General features: G+C 70.0%; 15 protein-coding genes. 6 read left to right on the forward strand and 9 right to left on the reverse strand.

Annotation, left to right across the window (positions count from 1 at the left end):
* Window positions 1–26 precede the first annotated feature (26 nt).
* The 4 genes from FHX33_RS07155 to FHX33_RS07170 are packed head-to-tail and all read left to right on the forward strand — an operon-like array spanning window position 27 to window position 6,134.
* Entirely contained in the window at window positions 27–1,364 is a 1,338-nt protein-coding gene (locus FHX33_RS07155) for an ABC transporter substrate-binding protein (RefSeq protein ID WP_021764476.1), read from the forward strand.
* Window positions 1,361–2,248: a carbohydrate ABC transporter permease gene (locus tag FHX33_RS07160; RefSeq protein WP_021764475.1), complete on the forward strand. Its 888-nt coding sequence runs from the start codon at window positions 1,361–1,363 to the stop codon at window positions 2,246–2,248. The genes FHX33_RS07155 and FHX33_RS07160 overlap by 4 nt, the downstream gene beginning before the upstream one ends.
* Complete coding sequence (locus tag FHX33_RS07165) at window positions 2,245–3,168, forward strand: carbohydrate ABC transporter permease (protein WP_021764474.1); 924 nt, start codon at window positions 2,245–2,247, stop codon at window positions 3,166–3,168. Before FHX33_RS07160 ends, FHX33_RS07165 begins: the two co-directional genes overlap by 4 nt.
* Window positions 3,165–6,134, forward strand: a complete 2,970-nt coding sequence (locus FHX33_RS07170) for a glycoside hydrolase family 2 TIM barrel-domain containing protein (RefSeq protein WP_420870873.1) — start codon at window positions 3,165–3,167, stop codon at window positions 6,132–6,134. The genes FHX33_RS07165 and FHX33_RS07170 overlap by 4 nt, the downstream gene beginning before the upstream one ends.
* Before the next feature lie 75 nt (window positions 6,135–6,209).
* On the opposite strand, the gene FHX33_RS07175 is transcribed toward FHX33_RS07170, so the two are convergent.
* The 8 genes from FHX33_RS07175 to dut form a co-directional block, all read right to left on the reverse strand.
* A complete protein-coding gene (locus FHX33_RS07175; protein WP_021755229.1) occupies window positions 6,210–7,190 on the reverse strand; it encodes an aldo/keto reductase in 981 nt (326 codons plus the stop codon).
* Window positions 7,187–7,573, reverse strand: coding sequence for a MerR family transcriptional regulator (locus FHX33_RS07180; RefSeq protein ID WP_021755227.1), 387 nt, complete (start codon window positions 7,571–7,573; stop codon window positions 7,187–7,189). Before FHX33_RS07180 ends, FHX33_RS07175 begins: the two co-directional genes overlap by 4 nt.
* Before the next feature lie 57 nt (window positions 7,574–7,630).
* Window positions 7,631–9,568, reverse strand: a complete 1,938-nt coding sequence (gene dxs / locus FHX33_RS07185; protein WP_021755225.1) for a 1-deoxy-D-xylulose-5-phosphate synthase — start codon at window positions 9,566–9,568, stop codon at window positions 7,631–7,633.
* A gap of 78 nt (window positions 9,569–9,646) precedes the next feature.
* Window positions 9,647–12,523: an aconitate hydratase AcnA gene (gene acnA, locus FHX33_RS07190; protein ID WP_179701979.1), complete on the reverse strand. Its 2,877-nt coding sequence runs from the start codon at window positions 12,521–12,523 to the stop codon at window positions 9,647–9,649.
* A 92-nt stretch (window positions 12,524–12,615) separates the two neighbouring features.
* Window positions 12,616–14,991, reverse strand: coding sequence for an HAD-IC family P-type ATPase (locus FHX33_RS07195; protein ID WP_021755222.1), 2,376 nt, complete (start codon window positions 14,989–14,991; stop codon window positions 12,616–12,618).
* A 21-nt stretch (window positions 14,992–15,012) separates the two neighbouring features.
* Window positions 15,013–15,798 (reverse strand): DUF3159 domain-containing protein, encoded by a 786-nt coding sequence (locus FHX33_RS07200; protein WP_021755220.1) that lies wholly within the window; start codon window positions 15,796–15,798, stop codon window positions 15,013–15,015.
* Window positions 15,799–15,804: 6 nt separating this feature from the next.
* Window positions 15,805–16,461: a DUF3710 domain-containing protein gene (locus tag FHX33_RS07205; protein ID WP_155828936.1), complete on the reverse strand. Its 657-nt coding sequence runs from the start codon at window positions 16,459–16,461 to the stop codon at window positions 15,805–15,807.
* A gap of 26 nt (window positions 16,462–16,487) precedes the next feature.
* Window positions 16,488–16,946 (reverse strand): dUTP diphosphatase, encoded by a 459-nt coding sequence (dut, locus tag FHX33_RS07210; protein WP_021755216.1) that lies wholly within the window; start codon window positions 16,944–16,946, stop codon window positions 16,488–16,490.
* 39 nt (window positions 16,947–16,985) lie between these two features.
* On the opposite strand from dut, the gene FHX33_RS07215 reads away from it, so the two are divergent.
* Window positions 16,986–17,441, forward strand: coding sequence for a DUF3093 domain-containing protein (locus tag FHX33_RS07215; protein WP_021755214.1), 456 nt, complete (start codon window positions 16,986–16,988; stop codon window positions 17,439–17,441).
* Between the two features lie 19 nt (window positions 17,442–17,460).
* Here FHX33_RS07215 and FHX33_RS07220 read toward each other — a convergent pair whose 3' ends face one another.
* Window positions 17,461–17,754, reverse strand: coding sequence for a DUF4193 domain-containing protein (locus FHX33_RS07220; protein ID WP_039920738.1), 294 nt, complete (start codon window positions 17,752–17,754; stop codon window positions 17,461–17,463).
* A 206-nt stretch (window positions 17,755–17,960) separates the two neighbouring features.
* Between FHX33_RS07220 and sepH the strand changes: the two genes are divergently transcribed.
* Window positions 17,961–19,076 carry a septation protein SepH gene (sepH, locus tag FHX33_RS07225; protein ID WP_021755211.1) on the forward strand — a complete coding sequence of 372 codons (1,116 nt, stop codon included), beginning with the start codon at window positions 17,961–17,963 and terminating at the stop codon, window positions 19,074–19,076.
* Window positions 19,077–19,079 lie beyond the last annotated feature (3 nt).

The raw sequence follows: 19,079 nt of genomic DNA on the forward strand, positions 1-19,079 counted from the left end.
ATTCCCGCCACGACGGAGTGAAGGAAATGACGGAACTCACACGACGATCTCTGCTGGGGCTCGGCGCCGCTGCCGCGACCACGGCACTGCTGTCCGCGTGCACCACGCCGGGCACCACCTCGGTCAACACGGCACCGCCGATTCGACCTGTCGCAGCCGGAGAGAAGATCACCCTCACGTACTGGGCGTGGCTCAAAGACCTCCAGAAGGTGGCGGACGTGTGGAACGCGTCCCACCCCGACGTCCAGGTGGAGGCGGTCTGGATCCCCGGCGGCAACGCCGGCGGCTACCAGAAGCTGTACTCCGCCCTCGCCGCCGGCGGCGGACCGGACCTCGCGCAGGTCGAGCTGCGCAGCGTCCCCGAGTTCATGCTGGTGAACGGGCTCGTCGATCTCGCCCGCTACGGCGCGGGCGACTACGCCGATCGCTACGACCCGACCCTGTGGAGCCAGGTGAGCTATGTGGGAGGCGTCTACGCCATCCCCCAGGACTCCGGCCCGATGGCCCTCTACTACCGGCCCGACCTGTTCGAGAAGGTCGGCGCGGGAGCGCCCGCCTCCTGGGACGACTGGGCCGCGACCGGCCGCGAGCTGAAGAAGGCCGGGATCTTCATCGATGCCTTCAACTACTCCGACCCGTCGTGGTTCGCTGCGGTCGCCGGGCAGGCCGGTGCGTCCTGGCTGCGCGTGGATGGCGACCGCTGGGTGATCGACATGACCGACGAGGCGACGCTGCAGACGGCCCGGTTCTTCGACCGGGCCATCGACGACGGGATCCTCCAGACGGCCTACGGCGACTTCTCCACCGGCTGGTTCGCGGCGGCGGCGAAGGGCACGATCGCCGGGTGCGCCAGCGCGAGCTGGGGCGACGCCTTGCTCGAAGGCGTCGCCGGCGGCGAGGGCAAGTGGCGGGTCGCACCCCTCCCGCGGTGGGCCTCGGGATACGGATCCAGCGCGCTGGGCGGTTCGACGGCCGCCGTCCTGGCGAACAGCAAGCACCCCAAGGAGGCGATGGAGTTCGCCGTGTGGATGACCACCAGCCCGGAGGGCATCGACGCGATGATCAAGCACTCCGGCATCGGCTGGTCGCCCGACGCCGACTACATCGGCGCCGAGCGCACCAAGCCGTCCGCGTGGTTCGGCGGCCAGAGCTACAACGAGGAGGTCTTCCTCCCCGCCTCCACGGAGCAGAACCCCGACTGGTCGTGGTGGCCGATCACGCAGCAGTCGTTCAACATCCTGGCCGACGGCTTCCGCAAGAAGCCGGCCGGGCAGACGCTCGTGGACTCCATCGCCCAGAGCGAGACGGCCATCATCGACGCCTTCCGCAAGAAGGGCCTGACGATCGAGAAGGCGCGCTCGTGAAGGGCACGCGCACGACGTGGGCGCCCTGGACGCTCCTCGCCCCTTTCCTGGCGCTGTTCCTGCTGACCTTCCTGCTGCCCATCGCGGTCGCGATCGGCTCCAGCTTCACGACGGTCACCCGCTCGGGCGTGTTCGGCGAGAAAGGCGTCACGACCCAGTTCGCCTGGTTCGCGAACTACGCGCAGGCGCTCGGCAACCCCAACTTCATCGCCTCGATCGGCCGGATGCTGCTCTTCGGCGTCGTGCAGGTCACGCTGATGATCGCCCTCAGCACCGTGCTCGCGCTGCTGCTCGAGTCGGCCTCCGCCCGCTGGCCGGGGATGTTCCGCGCGGTGTACTTCCTGCCGTACGGCATCCCGGGCGTCATCGCCACCATCCTGTGGTCGTTCCTCTACGTGCCCGGCCTCAGCCCCCTGATCGACCTCGGCGCCGCGGTCGGAGTGCAGCTCGACTTCCTCGGCCCGGACACCGTGCTCTGGTCGATCGCGAACATCGTCACCTGGACGTACACCGGCTACAACATGATGATCATCATCGCGCAGCTGAAGTCGATCCCGACCGAGGTCTACGAGGCGGCGAAGGTCGACGGCGCCGGTCCCTGGCGGGTCGCCCGCAGCATCCAGCTGCCGCTCATCCGGCCGGCGCTGACGCTCACCATCGTGTTCTCGATCATCGGGACGCTGCAGCTCTTCGCCGAGCCGCAGGTGCTGCAGTCCGTGGCGCCCGCGATCGACAGCGAGTACACGCCCAACCTGAGCGCGTACACCACGGCGTTCGCGTACAACGACTACAACGTCGCGGCGGCCCAGTCGGTGCTCATCGCCCTGGTCGCCTTCCTGCTCTCCTTCGCCTTCCTGCGCCTCACCAACCGGAGGTCCCGATGACGACGACCGACACCACCGACCCCACGCCCACGTTCTCGGTCGGCGCGCAGGCGCCGCGTTCGGCGCACGACCGCTCGGCGGGCCGCCGGTCGGGAACGCGCATCCTCGTCACGGCGATCCTCGTCGTCGTGGCGGTGTACTTCCTCGTCCCCGTCTACTGGGTCGTCGTCGCGGCGACCAAGACCACGCAGGACCTCTTCTCGACCAACGGCTTCGCGTTCTCCGGGAACTTCGCGCTCTGGCACAACCTCGCCGAGGTCCTGAACTTCCAGGACGGGATCTTCCTGCGCTGGCTGCTCAACTCGGTGCTCTACGCGGGTGTCGGCGCCCTGCTCGCGACCTACTTCGCCGCGGCCGGCGGTTACGCCCTCTCGAAGTACGCGTTCCGCGGCCGCGGCTTCATCTTCGGGCTGATCCTGGGCGGCGTGCTCGTGCCGGGGACCGCGACGGCGCTGCCGCTGTTCCTGCTGTTCTCCGAGCTCGGGCTGGCGAACACGTACTGGGCGGTCCTGCTGCCCTCGCTGGTGTCGCCGTTCGGCCTGTTCCTCTGCCGCATCTATGCGGACGCGACGGTGGACACCGCGCTGGTGGAGGCCGCGCGACTCGATGGCGCGGGTGAGCTGCGCATCTTCCACACTGTCGGGCTGCGGATCATGACGCCGGCCCTCGTGACGGTCTTTCTGTTCCAGCTGGTCGGCATCTGGAACAACTACTTCCTCCCGCTCGTGATGCTCTCCGACGTGCGCCTGTACCCGATCACGCTGGGGCTGAATTCCTGGCGCTCGCAGACGGACCGCCTGCCGGAGTTCTACGAACTGACCACCGGCGGCGTCCTGCTGTCGATCATCCCCCTCGCCATCGCCATGATCGTGCTCCAGCGGTTCTGGCGCGGCGGCCTCACCGAAGGATCCGTGAAATAGTGCCCGCTCCCGCGTACCTCAGCGACACCGCACCCGGCAGCGGCGCTCGCGTCGCCCCCCGCTCCTGGCTGCGGAGCGACGCCCCGGCTCTGTCGCTCGATGGCACGTGGCGGTTCCGGCTCTCCCCCACCGCCGACCTGCCCGAGGACGTCGCCGGGCCCGCGCTCGACGACAGCGGGTGGGACGAGCTCGCGGTCCCGGCCCACTGGGTCCTGCAGGGCGACGGGGAGTACGGCCGCCCGATCTACACGAACGTCCAGTTCCCCTTCCCGCTCGACCCGCCGCACGTTCCGGACGAGAACCCGACCGGTGACTACCGGCGCACGTTCGAGCTCCCGGCGGACTGGCCGGAGGGTGCGCGCACCGTGCTGCGCTTCGACGGCGTGGAGTCGCTCTACCGGGTGTGGCTGAACGGGGCGGAGGTCGGCATCGCGACGGGCAGCCGGCTCGCTCAGGAGTTCGACGTGACCGACCTCGTGCGACCCGGCACGAACCACGTCGCGGTGCGGGTGCACCAGTGGTCGCCCGCCAGTTACCTCGAGGATCAGGACCAGTGGTGGCTGCCCGGCATCTTCCGCGACGTGACGCTCGTCGCCCGCCCCGTCGACGGCCTCCAGGACGTCTGGCTGCGCACCGGCTGGGCCGGAGGCGACGGGTGGGTCGAGCCGGAGCTGACCGCGGACGATGCGGCCTTCCCGGTCACCCTCCGCATCCCGTCGCTCGGCGTCGAGACGGTCTGGACGCGGCCCGCCGACGTCGGGCGCGTCGAGGTCGGGCCGGTCGAGCCGTGGACCGCCGAGACGCCACGCCTCTACGACGCCACCGTGGAGTCCACCGGCGAGACCGTGAGCCTGCGACTGGGCTTCCGCACGGTCGAGATCCGCGGCGACCGGTTCCTCGTCAACGGCGAGCGCGTCGTCTTCCACGGCATGAACCGGCACGAGGCGCACCCCGTGCGCGGCCGCGTCTTCGACGAGCAGCACGCGCGCGAAGACCTCGCCCGGATGAAGAGGTTCAACGTCAACGCCATCCGCACCAGCCATTACCCGCCGCACCCGCGCCTACTCGATCTCGCCGACGAGCTGGGCTTCTGGGTGATCCTGGAGTGCGACCTCGAGACCCACGGGTTCGAGAAGAACGGCTGGACGCGCAACCCGAGCGACGATCCGGCGTGGCGCGACGCCTACCTCGACCGGATCGAGCGGACCGTGGAGCGCGACAAGAACCATCCCAGCATCGTCATGTGGTCCCTCGGCAACGAGTCGGGCACCGGCGCGAACCTCGCGGCCATGTCGGCCTGGGTGCACGCGCGCGACTCCGGCCGGCCCGTCCACTACGAGGGCGACTACACGGGCGAGTACACGGACGTGTACTCGCGGATGTACTCGACCGTCCCGGAGACCGAGCAGATCGGCACGGACGGGTCGACCGCTCCCCTGCTCGGTTGCACGCCCGCCCAGGGCGCCCGGCAGCGCACGAAGCCATTCCTTCTCTGCGAGTACGCGCACGCGATGGGCAACGGCCCCGGGGCGCTCGACCAGTACGAGGCGCTCGTGGATGCGCACCCCCGCCTGCACGGCGGCTTCGTGTGGGAGTGGCGCGACCACGGCATCCTGACGCGGACAGCCGACGGCACGCCCTTCTACGCGTACGGCGGCGACTTCGGGGAGGTCGTCCACGACGGCAACTTCGTGATGGACGGCATGATCCTGAGCGACGACACCCCCACGCCCGGCCTGTACGAGTTCGCCGCGATGGCCTCGCCCGTGCGATTCACCTTCGACGACGCGGTCGGCGTGACCGTCGCGAACCGCCGGCACAGCGCCGCCACCGACGACCTGCGCTTCGACTGGCGGGTCGAGCACGACGGACGCATCGTCGCGCGCGGGGTACTCGCGGTGCCCCCGATCCCGGCCGGCTCGTCGGCCCGCGTCGAGCTGCCCGCGATCGCGGTCGCGCCGGATGCGGAGACCTGGCTCACGGTGGAGGCCGTGCTCGCCGCCGCCACCTCGTGGGCACCCGAGGGACACGTCGTCGCGTCGGCTCAGGCCGATCGCAGCGCGCAGGCACTCGGTGGCGCAGCGCCCGCCGCCCCGCGCATCACCGGCTGGCGCGATGCGGAGGGCTCCCTCACTCTCGGTTCCGCGGCGTTCGAGCGCGGCCGCCTCGTGCGTCTCGCCGGTCGTGCCGTGAGCGGACCGCGGCTGGAGCTCTTCCGCGCGCCGACCGACAACGATGAGGGCAGCGCATTCAGCGACCCGACCGGCAGTGATGGCGCTGTGCCGGGAGTGTCGAGCGCGTCCCTCTGGCGCGCTCACGGCCTCGACCGCCTGGTGCACCGGCTGGTGGCGGTCCAGGAGGCACCGGGCGCCCTCCGGACGCTCACCCGCGTCTCCGCCGCCGACTCGGCCCTCTCACTCACCGTGGAGACCGTCTGGGCGCTTGTGGGCGACGAGCTGGAGCTGCGAGTCGAGATCGAGCCGTCCGCGGGCTGGCCGACGGTGTGGCCGCGCATCGGCGTACGCTTCAACCTCCCCGACGGCGGCGAGCCGATCCCGGGCGCCGAATGGTTCGGGCTGGGGCCGCGCGAGTCGTATCCCGACAGCATCCAGGCCGCGCGCCTCGGGCGCTACACGGCGAGCGTCGACGAGCTCTCGGTGCCGTACGCGCGGCCGCAGGAGACCGGCCACCGCTCGGCGGTGCGCGAGCTCACCGTCGGCGGGCTGGCGCTCCGCGCCTTCCCGGACGGCCGGGGTCGCCTCCCCGGCTTCGTGCTCACGCGGCACACGCCGCAGCAGCTCGCTGCAGCTGAGCACCCGCACGAGCTCCCCGCCTCGCAGACGACCTACCTGTTCCTCGACGCCGCTCAGCACGGGCTCGGTTCGCGCGCGTGCGGTCCGGACGTATGGCCGGAGTTCTCGCTGCGCCCGGAGGCCCGGACCCTGCGCGTCCGCTTCGGGAGCTGACCACCGGGTCGCCGCAGACGCGGAACGCCGCTTCGGAGGCTCCGAAGCGGCGTTTCGCGTCCCCTCGCGGTGGGGTCAGCGGTTGAGCGGCGTCATGTCCGCGTAGCGGTCGCCGACGGGCGCGGCGACGGCGTCGAGGCGCTCGAGCTGCTCGGGGCTCAGCTGCACATCGACGGCCTCGACGTTCTGCTCCAGGTTCTCGACGCGACGCGTGCCGGGGATGGGGACGATGTCCTCGCCCTTCGCGAGCAGCCACGCGAGCGCGACCTGCCCGGCCGTCGCCCCCGCTTCGCGCGCCACGGCGTCGACCTGCTCGACGATCCGGATGTTCGCCTCGAGGTTGTCGCCCTCGAAGCGCGGGTTGAACCGGCGGAAGTCGTCCGGCGAGAGCTCGTCGAGCGAGCGGATGGTCCCGGTGAGGAACCCGCGGCCGAGCGGCGAGTACGGCACGAAGCCGATGCCGAGCTCGCGGACGGTCGGGAGCACGGCCTCCTCGGGGTCGCGCGTCCAGAGCGAGTACTCGGTCTGGACGGCGGTCACGGGGTGCACGGCGTTCGCCCGGCGGATCGTCTCGGGCGCGGCCTCCGAGAGACCGTAGTGGAGGATCTTGCCCTCCTCGATGAGCTCCTTGAGGGCGCCCACCGTCTCCTCGATCGGCGTGCCCGGGTCCATCCGGTGCTGGTAGTAGAGGTCGATGCGGTCGGTCTGGAGGCGCTTCAGCGACCCCTCGACCGAGAGCCGCACGTTCTCCGCCGAGCCGTCGAGCCCGCGCTCGTCGTTCTGCCGGTGCAGGATCGTGCCGAACTTGGTCGCGATCACGACCTTGTCGCGCCGGCCGTCGGCGAAGGCGCGCGCGAGCAGCTCCTCGTTGGCGTACGGGCCGTAGATCTCGGCCGTGTCGAAGAACGTGACACCGAGGTCGATCGCGCGGTGCAGCGTGCGGATCGAGCCCGCGTCGTCCTGGCCGGCGCCCGTGTAGAACGCGGACATGCCCATGCAGCCGAGTCCCAGCCGCGAGACCTCGAACTTCTCGGTGCCGAGTGTGGTCTTCTTCATGCGTTCGTTCCTGTCTTCTTCTCGTAGAGACCGATCTTGTGGTCGATGGCGGCGAGGCTCGCCGTCATCTCCTCCAGCTGCCGGACCACCGTCATCCGATGCAGGAGCAGCAGTTCCAGACGCTCCGCCGTGGTGTCGTCGCCGCGACGGGCAAGCTCGACGTAGCGACGGACGGTGGCGATGGGCATCGCCGTGGAACGCAGCTTCGTGAGGAAGAGGACCCAGGTGAGGTCGGCCTCCGAGTAGCGGCGATGGGAGGAGGAGGCGCGCTCGACGGGGCTCAGCATGAGGCCCTCGCGCTCGTAGTAGCGCAGGGTGTGTGCGGAGAGCCCGGTGCGCTCGGCGATGTCGGAGATCGACATCGCCGTGATGCTGTCGGTCATACCGCCACGATAAGACTTCGAGTGCGCTCTAAGTCAACCCGGACCCGCCGGACCGTGTCAGGCCTCCGAGTTGCGGCGCGTGAGCTCTTGCTCGGGCAGCGGGCGCGCGATGGGCACGCGGCTGCCGAGCACCTGCGCGACGAGGTCGCGGGCGATCTTCTGCGCGGTGAGCCCGGCCTCCTCGAGGATCTGTTCGCGGGTCGCGTGGTCGATGAACTCGTCGGGTAGGCCCAGCTCGTCGACGGCGGTGTCGATGCCGGCTTCGCGCAGGTCCTGGCGGACGCGCGTGCCGATCCCGCCGACGCGGATGCCGTCCTCGATGGTGACGACGATGCGGTGCTCCGACGAGAGGTCGAGGACGCTCTTCGGCACTGGGACGACCCAGCGCGGGTCGACGACCGTCGCGCCGATACCCTGCGCGGCCAGTCCGTCGGCGACCTTCAGCGCGAGGTCGGCCATCGGGCCGACGGCGACGAGCAGCACGTCCTTGCGCTCGTCGTCGCGCAGCACGTCGACGCCGTCCTCCAGCCGACGCACGGCGGGGATGTCCGGCTGCACGCTCCCCTTCGGGAACCGCAGCACCGTCGGGCCGTCGTTCACGGCCACGGCCTCGGCCAGCTCCTCCCGGAAACGCGTGGCGTCGCGGGGAGCCGCGAGCCGGATGCCGGGAACCACCTGCAGGATCGCGAGATCCCAGATGCCGTGGTGGCTCGGCCCGTCCGGTCCGGTCACGCCCGCGCGGTCGAGCACGAACGTCACGCCCGCCTTGTGCAGCGCCACATCCATCAACACCTGGTCGAAGGCGCGGTTGATGAAGGTCGCGTAGATCGCGACGACCGGGTGCAGGCCGCCGAAGGCGAGTCCGGCGGCGCTCGTCGCGGCATGCTGCTCGGCGATGCCGACGTCGTGCACGCGGTCCGGGAACCGCTCGGCGAACTTGTGCAAGCCCGTCGGCCGCAGCATGGCGGCGGTGATGCCGACCAGCTTCGGGTCCTTCTCCGCCAGGCGGACGATCTCGTCCGCGAACACGCCGGTCCAGCTCGGCTTGGTCGAGCTGCCGATCGGCTCGCCGGTCTCGGGATCGATCTGGCCGACGGCGTGGAACTGGTCCGCCGCATCCCGGAGCGCGGGCTCGTAGCCGCGACCCTTTTGCGTGATGGCGTGCACGATCACCGGCGCGCCGTAGTTCTTCGCCTGAAGGAGCGCCTCCTGCATGGCCTGGATGTCGTGGCCGTGCACCGGCCCGATGTACTTGATGTCGAGGTTCGAGTACAGCGCCTCGTTGTTCGAGAACCGGCTGAGGAAGCCGTGCAGCCCGCCGCGGACGCCGCGGTAGAACGAGCGGCCCGGCGCGCCGAGCTTGTCGAACGCGCGCTGGCTGGTCAGGTACAGGTTGCGATAGGCGCGGCGCGTGCGCACCGTGTTGAGGAAGCGCGCCATGCCGCCGATGGTCGGGGCGTAGGACCGGCCGTTGTCGTTCACGACGATGATCAGCCGGCGGCTGTTGTCGTCGGAGATGTTGTTGAGCGCCTCCCACGTCATCCCGCCGGTCAGGGCGCCGTCGCCCACCATCGCGATGACGTGCCGGTCGTTCTGACCGGTCATCTGGAAGGCGCGGGAGATTCCGTCCGCCCACGAGAGGGACGAGGAGGCGTGCGAGCTCTCGACGATGTCGTGCTCCGACTCCGAGCGCTGCGGGTAGCCGGCGAGGCCGCCCTTCTGCCGCAGCTGCGAGAAGTCCTGGCGCCCGGTGAGCAGCTTGTGCACGTACGACTGGTGGCCGGTGTCGAAGACGATCGCGTCACGCGGGGAGTCGAACACACGGTGGATGGCGATGGTCGTCTCGACGACGCCCAGGTTCGGCCCGAGGTGCCCACCCGTCTTCGCGACGTTGGCGATCAGGAACGCGCGCACCTCTGAGGCCAACTGGACGAGCTCCCGGTCCGTGAGCCGATCGAGATCGCGCGGCTCGTGGATCGTTTCGAGGATGCTCATGGATTCGAGTGTAGAGCCGCTGAATCGAGAGGAGGCTCGGAACCGGCGATTCCGAGCCTCCCCTTGACAACGGTCTGGTTACACCAGGCTCCGCAGCACGTACTGCAGAATGCCGCCGTTGCGGTAGTAGTCCGCCTCACCGGGGGTGTCGATCCGGACGACCGCGTCGAACTCGATCGTCTGCTTGCCCTCGGGCGAGTCGGCGCTGGGCTCGGCGACGACGTGCACGGTCTTCGGGGTGCGGCCCTCGTTCAGTTCCTCCAGGCCCGAGATCGAGACGACCTCGGTGCCGTCGAGGCCGAGCGACGCCCAGCTCTCGCCGGCTGGGAACTGCAGCGGGACGACGCCCATGCCGATGAGGTTCGAGCGGTGGATGCGCTCGAAGCTCTCCGTGATGACCGCGCGGACGCCGAGGAGGCTGGTGCCCTTCGCCGCCCAGTCGCGCGACGAGCCGGAGCCGTACTCCTTGCCGCCGAAGATCACGAGCGGGGTGCCCTGCGCCTGGTAGTTCTGCGACGCGTCGTAGATGAACGACTGCGGGCCGCCCTCCTGGGTGAAGTCGCGGGTGTAGCCGCCCTCGACGCCGTCCAGGAGCTGGTTCTTCAGGCGGATGTTCGCGAACGTTCCGCGGATCATCACCTCGTGGTTGCCGCGGCGCGAGCCGTAGGAGTTGAAGTCCTTACGGTCGATGCCGTGCTCGTCGAGGTAGCGGCCGGCGGGGCTGTCGGCCTTGATGTTGCCGGCGGGGCTGATGTGGTCGGTGGTGACCGAGTCGCCGAGCTTCGCCAGCACGCGGGCGCCGGAGATGTCCGAGACGGGGGTCGTCTCGAGCGTCATGCCGTCGAAGTACGGGGGCTTGCGCACGTAGGTCGACTTCTCGTCCCACTCGAAGACCGAGCCGGTCGGGGTCGGCAGCGACTTCCAGCGCTCGTCGCCCTCGAACACGCTCGCGTATTCGTGGGTGAACATGCCCTCGTTGATGGAGGAGTCGATCGTCTCCTGCACCTCGGCGGCGTCCGGCCAGATGTCCTTGAGGAAGACGTCGTTGCCGTCCTGGTCCTTGCCCAGGGCGTCGATCTCGAAGTCGAAGTTCATCGACCCGGCGAGGGCGTACGCGATCACGAGCGGCGGGCTCGCGAGGTAGTTCATCTTGACGTCGGGGTTGATCCGGCCCTCGAAGTTGCGGTTGCCCGAGAGCACCGCGGTGACGGCGAGGTCGTTCTGGTTGACGGCCTGCGAGATCTCGTCGATCAGCGGGCCGGAGTTGCCGATGCAGGTGGTGCAGCCGTAGCCGACCGTGTAGAAGCCGAGGTCCTCGAGGTAGCCGGTGAGGCCCGCCTTCTCGTAGTAGTCGGTGACGACCTTCGATCCGGGCGCGAGGGTGGTCTTGACCCACGGCTTGGAGGTGAGGCCCTTCTTCGCGGCGTTGCGGGCGAGGAGGCCGGCCGCCAGCATCACGGACGGGTTCGACGTGTTCGTGCACGACGTGATCGCCGCGATCGCGACGGCGCCGTGGTCGAGGGTGAACGAGGCGCCGCTCTCGGCGATGGTCACCGGGGTCGGGCTCGACGCGGTCTTGGGCGCGTGGCTGTGGTGGTGGTGCTCGTGCGTGCTCCGCGTGTCCTCCGGGCTCAGCTCGCCCGGGTCGGAGGCGGGGAACGACTCCGAGATGGTCAGGTCGACCAGGTCGTGCGAGACGTCCGCGTAGTTCGTCAGGTCCTTCTCGAACTGGTCCTTCGCCTCGCTGAGCTCGATGCGGTCCTGCGGGCGCTTCGGGCCGGCGATCGACGGGACGACCGTCGAGAGGTCGAGCTCGAGGTACTCGCTGAAGACCGGCTCGGTCTCCGGGTCGTGCCACAGGCTCTGCGCCTTCGAGTACTCCTCGACGAGCGCGACCTGCTCCTCGCTGCGGCCGGTGAGGCGCAGGTAGTCGAGGGTCACGTCGTCGATCGGGAACATGGCGGCGGTGGAGCCGAACTCGGGGCTCATGTTGCCGATGGTGGCGCGGTTGGCCAGCGGGACCTCCGCGACGCCGGCACCGTAGAACTCGACGAACTTGCCGACAACGCCGTGCTTGCGCAGCATCTCCGTGATGGTGAGCACGACGTCGGTCGCGGTCACACCGGTCGGGATGGCGCCGGTCAGCTTGAAGCCGACGACCTTGGGGATGAGCATGGAGACGGGCTGGCCGAGCATGGCCGCCTCGGCCTCGATGCCGCCGACGCCCCAGCCGAGCACGCCGAGGCCGTTGACCATCGTCGTGTGCGAGTCGGTGCCGACGCAGGTGTCCGGGTAGGCCAGGAGCTCGCCGCCGACCTCGCGGGTCATGGTGACGCGGGCCAGGTACTCGATGTTCACCTGGTGGACGATGCCGGTTCCCGGCGGGACGACCTTGAAGTCGTCGAACGCGGTCTGGCCCCAGCGCAGGAACTGGTAGCGCTCGCCGTTGCGCTCGTACTCGATGTCGGTGTTGCGCTCGAGCGCGTCCGCCTGACCGAAGAGGTCGGCGATGACGGAGTGGTCGATGACCATCTCGGCCGGCGCGAGCGGGTTGATCTTCTTGGGGTCGCCGCCGAGGGCGGAGACGGCCTCGCGCATTGTGGCGAGGTCGACGATGCAGGGCACGCCGGTGAAGTCCTGCATGATGACGCGGGCCGGGGTGAACTGGATCTCGGTGTCCGGCTCGGCCGCCGGGTCCCACGACCCGAGGGCGCGGATGTGATCGGCGGTGATGTTCGCGCCGTCCTCGGTGCGGAGCAGGTTCTCCAGCAGAACCTTGAGGCTGAACGGCAGCCTCTTGTAGCCGTCCACGGTGTCGATCCGGAAGATCGTGTAATCCTTCGAACCGACCGTCAGGGTGCTCTTCGCACCGAAGCTGCCGAACGCGGAACTTGTAGTCGCTGACACGTTGCCCTCTCCTTCATCGGCAGGCGATGTAACGCGAGCCTCATCCATCTTGGTTGTCCGTCGAAGCGTGTTTCCAGCAAGGTAAGCCTAAGTCGTCGGCGCCGGGATTTATCTTGACGTCAAGATAAAATCTACCACGTTCACTGCCGGTCGAAGACCAGCTCTCTCCGCTTCGCGAACCGGTAGAAGAGCTCGATCCCCGCCGCGCCGACGGCGCCGACCGCGACTCCCCAGAGCAGACCCCCCGAGAGCCTCAGGTGCATCTGGAAGAACTCCGCGGTGAAGGGGATGACGCAGACCAGGGTGAAGGCGGCGGCCACGGCGCCGAGCAGCGCCCAGCGCACGCCGGTCAGCGGTCTCGTCAGCACGCACAGGATCCACAGCGAGACGCAGAAGAGCGTCACGGTGGTGATGCTCCTGGCCTCGTGCAGGGGCAGGCTGCGGTAGATCGGCGCATAGGAGACGACGGCCGCGATCCCGGCGATCAGCCCGGTCGGCACCGAGTACTTCAGGATGCGCGGCAGCACGCCGGGCGTGTAGATGCGGCGGTTGGGCGCGAGCGCGAGGAAGAAGGAGGGGATCCCGATCGCGAGGGAGGAGACCAGGGTCAGCTGCCGCGGCAGGAAGGGGAACGGCCAGAGCAGCGCGGCGCTCACCAGCGCGAGCAGGATCCCGTAGACCGTCTTCGCGAGGAAGATGTTCGACACCCGCTCGACGTTCGCGATCACACGACGCCCGGAGGCGAGCACACCGGGCAGGCGGTCGAAGCGGTTGTCGAGCAGCACGAGCCGGGAGACGGCCTTCGTCGCCGCGGTCGCCGACCCCATCGCGATGCCGAGATCGGCGTCCTTGATGGCCATCGCGTCGTTCACGCCGTCGCCGGTCATCGCGACCGTCCGGCCCTGCGCGCGCAGCAGGCCGACGGCGGTGCGCTTCTGCTCGGGACTCACGCGCCCGAGCACGTCCGCCGTGCGGAGAGCGGCGTCCAGCTCCTCGTCCGTCGCGAGGGCCGAGGCGTCCACGGCGTCGCCGGGGAGGTCGAGCGCTCGGGCGATCGCACCGACGGTGACAGGGTTGTCGCCGGACATCACGACGACGCGCACGTCCTGCTCGGCGAAGTAGCCGAGGGTCTCCGCCGCCTCCGGCCGCAGGGTCTCCCCCAGCACCACGAGCATCGCGGGTTCGAGCGGGAGGCCGGCCAGCTCGATGTGCGCGCCCTCCGGCAGCGGGCCGACCGCGCGTGCGAGGGACAGGGTCCGGCGGCCGGTCGCCGCGATGGCCGTGGCGCGTGCGAGCTCCACCGGATGGTCCGCGAGCACCCGCTCGGGGGCGCCGAGCACCCACGAGCTCTCCGCGTCGCCGATCCGGACGACGACTCCGCTGTACTTGGTGGCGGAGCTGAACGGGACGCGCCGCAGCACCGTGTATCCGTCGCTCCGGAACGCGCCGGCGAGGATCCCCGCCGTGGCGTTGCCCGCGTCGTCCGCGCCGAACGCCGCCAGCGCTACCGCGGCCTGCCCGGCCAGAGCGTCCCCGCCGAGGGGCTCGGTGCGCTCCAGCGCCAGCTCCCCATCGGTCAGCGTGCCGGTCTTGTCGAGGCAGAGGACGTCGACACGCGCGAGCACCTCGACGGCCGCGAGCTCCTGCACCAGCACCTTGCGGGACGCGAGCTGGATGGCGGCGACTCCGAACGCCAGGCTGGTGAGCAGCACCAGCCCCTCGGGGATCATTCCGACCACCGCGGCGACGGCGTCGATCAGTGCTCGCCGCCAGCGCTCGTCCTCGAAGAGCCTGCTGAAGCCGCCGTAGGCCAGCACGCGCCCGATCAGGGTGACGATGATGATCGGGCCCAGGATCCACGAGAGGTACACGAGGATGCGGTTGGTGGCATCCCGCAGCTCGGACCGCACGAGGGAGTGCTTCTTGATCTCGCTCGTGAGCTTGCTCGCGTAGGAGTCGGCGCCGACCGCCGTGACGATCGCGTACCCCGTGCCGGTCGCGACGTGGGATCCCGAGAGCAGCTGCGCGCCGGCGTCCTTGAAGACGGGGTCGGACTCCCCCGTCAGGAGCGACTCGTCGACGGACAGCCCCGTACTCTCGACGACCTCCGCGTCCGCCGGGATCTGATCGCCGGGACGGAGCACGAGCAGGTCGTCAAGCACGACGTCCTCGAGAGGAACGGCCACGACCTCCCCGCCGCGGCGCACGCGACTCTCGGGCGCGGCGAGCAGGGCGGCGCGGTCGAGCACGAGCTTCGCGCGGACCTCCTGCACGATCCCGATCAGGGCGTTGGCGACGACGACGCCGTAGAAGAAGCCGTCGCGCAGATCGCCGAGCAGCAGAACGGCGACGAAGCACACCGTGAGGATGCCGTTGAACAGAGTGAAGATGTTCTCGCGGAGGATGTCGCCGATCGACCGCGAGCTGGCCTGCCGCTGCGCGTTGTGACGGCCGTCCGCCCGACGCTCCGCCACCTGGGCCGCCGTCAGGCCCGCGCTCGTGCGCGAATCGGTCATGCGTCCCCCCGGATCAGCGGCCTACGTGCCGGCCGGCTTCGGCGGCGTCTTCTGGGGAGGCGTCTGCTGCGGGAACTGGCCGCGGACGACGAAGTACGTCACCAGGAGGAGCGGCGCGTACAACGGGACGCCCATCAGCAGCTTGGTGAGAGCGAGCGCGCTGGTCGCCTCGGGCGTGTGCGCCAGGTACAGCGGCACCTGCACGAGCAGCCGGGCGGCGAAGAGGACGAACCAGAGGAACGTCAGCGCCTGCATCACGCGGAACTTCGAGCGGACGCTGCGCCAGGCGAGCCCGTCGCCCATCAGGTAGCCCGCCGCGAGGCCGATCAGGGGCCAACGCACCACGATCGAGATGAGGAGGGCGGCTCCATACGCGGCGTTCGTCCAGATGCCGAGGAGGAAGTTGTCCTCGCCGCGACCGGTGATGAGCGCCAGGATCGCGGAGACGCCGACGCCGATGAGTCCGGCGACCGCCTGCGTCACGGGGGTCTTGCCGACGATCCGCACCACCGTGAAGATCACCGCGACGAGGACCGAGCAGCCGATCGAGAGGGGCACGTTCTCGGTGAACGTGAAGAGGATGAGGAAGACCAGGCCCGGGAGGATCGTCTCGGCGAGGCCGCGCACACCGCCGAGCGCACCGAGGAGCGCAGCGCCCGTCGGGGCGTCCCCCTCGGTCAGCTGCCCGAGTCCGGACTTGCGGGCCGCGCGGGCGAGGCTCTCGCCGACGCTCGCCGCGACCTCGTCCTTCTGGGCGTGGTCGTCGTGCTCGACGCGCTCCGGCTCCTGCGGTTCCTGCTCTGCCATGCGCGCCTACAGGGAGGTGTAGCCGTTGTCGGCGCCCGCCGACGGTGCGGCCGGCATCCGCAGCGGGATGAGGTCGCGCGGGGGCATGGGGACGGAACCGCGGACGACGACGATGCTGCGGAAGAGGTCCTCCACCAGCGCCGCAGCCTCCGGCTTGATGGCCGCGTCGCCCGCGATCACACCGCGGAGGAACCAGCGCGGACCGTCGACGCCGACGAACCGGGCGACCCGGGTCTCTCCGGGCTTTCCCTGCGGGGCCGCGACCGGGATCTCGGCGATCAGCTCGGGACCGAAGACGCCGTCGCGCTCGCTGATGCGACCGCCCTGACGCTCGACCTGGTCGGCGATCTGGGCGCGGATCTCGTGCCAGAGACCACTGGAGCGGGGTGCCGCGAACGGCTGGACCTGGAGCGTGGAGTTCGCGTAGTCGAGGCCGACGGCGACGACGCGCTGCGACTCCTCCTCGACCTCCAGGCGCAGGTGCAGGCCCTCGCGGGGCAGGACCTTCACGCCGCCGAGGTCGACGTAGGGGCGGACGGGGTTGGCCTCGCTCTCGTCGAGAGGCCCCTCCGTCTCGCGGTCGTCCGGAGCCGACTTCGCGTCGTCGGGGGCGTCCTGCGTCTCCGGAGCGGACTCGTCGGCGTCGACCTCGGTCGCGTCGATGTTCTCCGGGGTGTCGCTGGTGTCGCTCAAGCGTGGTCTCCTGACTGGGTCACGGTGTATCCGGACGAGCCGAAGCCCGCGGTGCCGCGGTGGCTGTCCGGCAAGGTGTCGACGGGGATGAACCGGGCGCGCGTGACCGGCATGACGATCAGCTGGGCGATCCTGTCGCCGACGGCGATATCGTACGGCATCGACCTGTCCGTGTTGAGGACGGTCACGCGGATCTCCCCGCGGTAGCCCGCGTCGACCGTTCCGGGCGAGTTGACGATCGTGATGCCGTGCCGCATGGCGAGCCCGCTGCGCGGGACGACGAACGCCGCATACCCGTCGGGCAGGGCGATCGAGACGCCGGTGGCGACGGTGTGCCGCTCCCCTGGAGCCAGCGTCACGGCCTCCGCAGCGCAGAGATCGGCCCCGGCGTCGCCCGGATGGGCGTAGGTGGGGAGGAGCTCGGCGATGATCGGGACGTCGACGGAATCGGTCACGTGTCGAGGGTAGTGCAGAAGTCTGATCGAATAGGGACCATGGACCTCTACCGTGAGCGGCTCTGGGCGACCCCCTGGCTCTTCATCTCGACCCTGCTCGTCATCCCCGCGGTCATGCTCGTGTTCGCACCCATCAACTTCACGGTGGGCGTCGTCCTGGCGATCGTGTTCTACGTCGCGATCGTCGTGGCTCTGATCGTCTCGGCCCCCACGCTGCGGGTGACGAAGGACGAGCTGATCGCCGGCCGGGCGCACATCCCGCTCTCCCTGACCGCGACGCCGTCGGCGTACACCGGCGACGCCGCGACCCTGGAGCGCGGCCAGCGCCTCGACGCGCGCGCCTGGCTGCTCATCCGCGGCTGGATCAAGCCGGTCGTGAAGGTGCCGGTCGCCGACCTCGACGACCCGACGCCCTACTGGCTGCTCTCAACAAGAAACCCGGACCAGTTGGTCCGGGTTCTCGAGGAGGCTCGCCAGAGTTCGGGGGAACGCTGACGTTCGTGCGGTGCGTCGCTCAGGCGGCGCACTCCACGCAGATCGGTCCGAGCTTGCTCTCGTGGTCGATCTGCGACCGGTGCTTCACCAGGAAGCAGTTCACACAGGTGAACTCGTCCGCCTGCGGCGGGAGCACCACGACATCGAGGTCGAGGTCCGAGAGGTCGGCGCCAGGGAGCTCGTAGCCACCCGGGTTGTCGGCGTCCTCGACGTCGACAACGCCGGACATCTTGTCCGGAACTCGCTCCTTGAGGGCCTCGATCGACTCGGAGTCGTCCTCGGTCTTCCGCGGTGCGTCGTAATCCGTTGCCATGCCCATCCACTTCTCGTACGTAACGGCCGATTCTCGCAATCGGCGGCGATAGTTTGCATCAATCGCCAAGGAATAGCAAAACCACTCGGGAGCCTCTCAGCGATTGCGGAGGTATCAACTTCCGGCACGCCCGGCGTATTCCCCGTCCCACCTCCGTTCCCGTGGCATCCTGGCCCGGTACGCACGCGAGTTCGGAAGGCATCCACATGCAGGATTTGAAGGTCATCGGGGTCGAGAACGGCGCGATCGTCGCCGTCGGCGACGACGGTGAGCGATTCCGCATCGCCGTCGACGACGCCCTGCAGTCGAAGATCCGCCAGGTGCGGCAGCAGACGTCCACCGAGGCGGTCAAGCTCTCGCCCCGGGAGGTCCAGGCCCACATCCGCTCCGGCATGTCCGCGGAGGACGTCTCCGCCGTCACCGGAGCCCCGCTGGAGTACGTCCAGCGCTTCGAGGGACCGATCGTCGCCGAGCGCGAGCACATCGTCGCGAGCGCCCTCAGCGTCCCCGTCCGCACGGCGGCCGAGGTCGACCCGCTGGGCGAACCGGACACGTTCGGCTCCGTCATCCGCGACCGCCTCGCCTCTCTCGGCGTCTCGGGCGAGCGCTGGGCGAGCTGGAAGGACTCGGAGACCGGCTGGATCGTCAAGCTCGAGTTCACCGCCGACGAGATCGACCACGACGCGCGCTGGTCGTACGACGCGCGCAAGCACGGCCTCGCTCCCCTCAACTCGGAGGCGACCACGCTGTCGCAGGCCGGCGAGCTCCGCGGGGGCACGCTGATCCCGCGTCTGCGCGCCGTGCTGCCCGACGAGGGCGAGCCGGACACCTCCCGCTTCGACAGCGGGGCCTTCAACTTCCCCGAGCCCGTGGCCGACCTGCTCGGCCCCGAGATCACCACGCCGATCGAGCCGCTGACGGCCGGACGCGCCGGGGCGAGCAACTCCATCACCGTCTCCGCCATCAACCGCGCCGACGACGAGACCCCGCGCGACCTGCACCAGACCGCCGACCTGCTGGAGGCGCTCCGCCGCCGCCGGGGCGAGCGCGAGGCCGCGACCTACGACGAGAAGCCCGAGGCCCCCGCGGCACCCACCACGCCCGCACAGCCGGAAGGCGCCGCCCCGGTCTCCGCACCGACGCCGTTCCGCATCGTGGACGAGGCCATCGCCGCGGCGGATCCCGGTGCCCTCGAGAGCGCGACGGTCACCACGACGACCGAGCAGAGCCCGAGCGCGGGAGGCCGCCGCAAGGGCCGCGCGTCCATGCCGAGCTGGGACGAGATCGTGTTCGGCGCCCGCACGGACGACGACCTGGCCTGAGCC

This window comes from Leifsonia aquatica, assembly GCF_014190775.1.
GTDB classification, from domain to species: domain Bacteria; phylum Actinomycetota; class Actinomycetes; order Actinomycetales; family Microbacteriaceae; genus Leifsonia; species Leifsonia aquatica.